Origin of the sequence: Parasphingorhabdus sp. (assembly GCF_041748495.1) — a bacterium.
GTDB lineage: Bacteria > Pseudomonadota > Alphaproteobacteria > Sphingomonadales > Sphingomonadaceae > Parasphingorhabdus.
This window is the reverse complement of record NZ_JBGTDD010000060.1, coordinates 1-3290: the sequence shown is the minus strand read 5'-3', so window position 1 is coordinate 3290 and position 3290 is coordinate 1. Positions and strand designations below refer to the sequence as shown.

2 protein-coding genes are annotated in these 3290 nt (G+C 61.5%); both read left to right on the top strand.

Annotation, left to right across the window (positions count from 1 at the left end; genetic code table 11):
• Positions 1 to 2073 (top strand): NADH-quinone oxidoreductase subunit L (gene nuoL / locus ACEW8J_RS05000; RefSeq protein ID WP_373490540.1); only part of this gene is annotated, 2073 nt, incomplete at its 5' end.
• The coding region (locus ACEW8J_RS04995) for an NADH-quinone oxidoreductase subunit M (protein ID WP_373490539.1) at positions 2073 to 3290 on the top strand (1218 nt) is incomplete at its 3' end. The genes nuoL and ACEW8J_RS04995, both read left to right, overlap by 1 nt.

The window sequence follows — 3290 nt, the reverse complement described above, 5'->3', positions numbered from 1 at the left end:
GCCGCTCTGATCGGCGGGCTGGGTGGGCGCCTGATCGGGGCGACGGCGACCAAGATCCTGACGACCGGCGCGCTGTTCGTCGCCGCCGCGCTCAGCTGGCCGGTGTTCCTGGGCTTCCTGTCCGAGAGCCGCGAGGCCACGGTGGTGCCGGTGGCGACCTGGATCGTGTCCGGCGGCATGGACGCGGCTTGGAGCCTGCGCGTCGACGCGCTCACCGCCGTCATGCTGGTGGTCATCACCAGCGTGTCCGCGCTCGTCCACCTCTACAGCTGGGGCTATATGGAGGAGGACCCGTCGCAATCGCGGTTCTTCGCCTACCTCTCGCTCTTCACCTTCGCCATGCTGATGCTGGTGACCGCCGACAATCTGGTCCAGATGTTCTTCGGCTGGGAGGGCGTCGGGCTCGCCTCCTACCTCCTCATCGGCTTTTGGTATCACAAACCGTCCGCCAACGCGGCGGCGATCAAGGCCTTCGTGGTCAACCGGGTCGGCGATCTCGGCTTCATGCTGGGCATCTTCGGCACCTATCTGGTGTTCGGCACCGTCTCGATTCCTGCCATCCTCGACGCCGTGCCCCAGGTCGCCGGCTCCACCGTCGGCTTTCTGGGCGGCCGCGTGGACACCTTGTCGGTGCTCTGCATCCTCCTGTTCATCGGCGCGATGGGCAAGTCGGCCCAGCTCGGCCTCCACACCTGGCTGCCCGACGCGATGGAGGGGCCGACGCCGGTCTCCGCGCTGATCCACGCCGCCACCATGGTGACGGCGGGCGTGTTCATGGTCTGCCGCCTGTCGCCGATGTTCGAAACCAGCCCGGTTGCCCTGGCGGTGGTGACGATTGTCGGTGCCTCCACGGCGATCTTTGCCGCCACGGTTGGCCTGGTCCAGCATGATATCAAGCGGGTCATTGCCTATTCGACCTGTTCGCAGCTCGGTTACATGTTCTTTGCCGCCGGCGTTGGCGCCTATAGCGCGGCGATGTTCCACCTGTTCACCCATGCGTTTTTCAAGGCCTTGCTGTTCCTCGGCGCGGGTTCGGTGATCCATGCGATGCATCACGAGCAGGACATGCGCTATTATGGCGGCCTGCGGAAAGAAATCCCGTTGACCTTCTGGGCGATGATGGCCGGAACGCTGGCGATCACCGGCGTTGGTATCGTCGGGCTTGGCGGCTTTGCCGGATTCTATTCCAAGGACGCGATCATCGAGGTCGCCTTTGCCAGCGGCACCGAGATTGGCCAGTTCGCCTTTGCCATCGGCGTGCTGGCGGCACTGCTGACCAGTTTCTACAGCTGGCGGCTGATGTTCCTGACCTTCTGGGGCACGCCGCGCTGGGCCGATAGTGAGCATATCCAGCACGCGCTGCACGGCCATCATAACGATGCGCTGCACGACACGTACGGGCACGAGGATGCCGGTGCGGACAATCCGCCAGCGCAGGAAGATGCCGGCCACAGCCCGTCCGCCGATGCGCCCGGTGCCCGGCAGCTTGCGCCCGGTACCGGCGGCTATCATCCGCATGAAAGTCCGCTGACCATGCTGATCCCATTGATTGTCCTGGCCGCCGGCGCGATATTTGCCGGCTTCCTGTTCCACAATCAATTTATCGAAGCCGCGGAAGGTGCCGTGTTCTGGGCCGGAAGCCTGGCCTTCGACGAGCATCTGATGCACGAAATCCATGAAGTGCCGCTGTGGGTCAAATTGTCGTCGACGGTGGCGATGCTGACCGGCCTTGGCACCGCGATCTCGATGTATTTCTTCGGCAAGGACCGTCCGGCGCGTCTGGCTGCGACCTTCAGCCCGCTGTACAATTTCTTTTTCAACAAATGGTATTTTGACGAGCTTTACCATCTGATCTTCATCCGCCCCGCCTTCTGGCTGGGCCGGCTGTTCTGGAAGGGCGGCGACGAGGGCACGATCGACCGCTTTGGTCCGAACGGTATTGCCTCGGTGATCGCCAGCGGCTCGGGCGTGATGAAACGCTTCCAGAGCGGTTATCTCTATACCTACGCCCTGGTCATGCTGCTCGGCCTCGCCGCTGCCGTGACCTGGATCATCGTGCAGGGAGCCAGCTAATGAACCAGCTTGATTTCCCGATCCTGTCCTTGATGATGGGCCTGCCGATGCTGGCCGCGATCATCTGTCTGTTCCTCAATGCACAGGCGGCGCGCTGGCTGGCGCTGGTGACAACCTTGGTGCTGTTCGTGCTCGGCGTAGTGCTGTGGGCCAATTATGATATCGGCGGGCCGCAATGGCAATATGTCGAGCGGTCCGAACTGTTCGGCAATTTCGCCTGGGCGCTGGGTATCGACGGCATTTCGATGATGCTGATCATGCTGACCGTGTTCCTGATGCCGATCTGCATTGGCGCAAGCTGGGAAGCGATCCAGACAAGGGTCGGCGAATATATGGCGGCCTTCCTGTTCATGGAAGTGCTGATGATCGGCGTGTTCGCGGCGCAGGACATCTTCCTGTTCTACATTTTGTTCGAAGCCGGCCTGATCCCGATGTATCTGATCATCGGGATCTGGGGCGGAGCGAACCGGATTTACGCCAGTTATAAATTCTTCCTCTACACCCTGCTCGGGTCGGTGGTGATGCTGATCGCGATGCTGTGGATGGTACAGGATGCCGGGACCAGCGATATTCCGACCCTGCTCAACTATGATTTTGCCCCCGAGGCTCAGACCTGGCTGTGGCTGGCCTTCTTCGCCAGCTTTGCGGTCAAGATGCCGATGTGGCCGGTACACACCTGGTTGCCGGATGCCCATGTGGAGGCGCCAACCGCTGGCTCGATGATTCTTGCCGGCGTGCTTCTCAAAATGGGGGGTTATGGCTTCATCCGCTTCTCCATCCCGATGTTCCCAGATGCCTCGGTCGCCCATATGTGGATTGTTTTCGCGCTTTCGATGGTGGCTGTGGTCTATACGTCGCTCATCGCCCTCATTCAGGCCGACATGAAGAAGCTGATTGCCTATTCGTCGGTGGCGCACATGGCGATTGTCACTGTTGGATTGTTCGCCTTCAACGTGCAGGGGCTCGAAGGCGCGATGATCGTGATGCTCAGTCACGGCCTCGTTTCGGGCGCGTTGTTCCTGTGCGTCGGCGTGATCTACGACCGGCTGCACACCCGCGAGATCGCGCGTTACGGCGGCCTTGCGATTAACATGCCCTATTACGCGCTGTTCTTTCTGCTGTTCACGATGGCGAGCATCGGCTTGCCGGGCACCAGCGGTTTCGTCGGCGAATTCCTGTCGCTGGCAGGGATTTACCAGACATCGAGCACCGTGGCG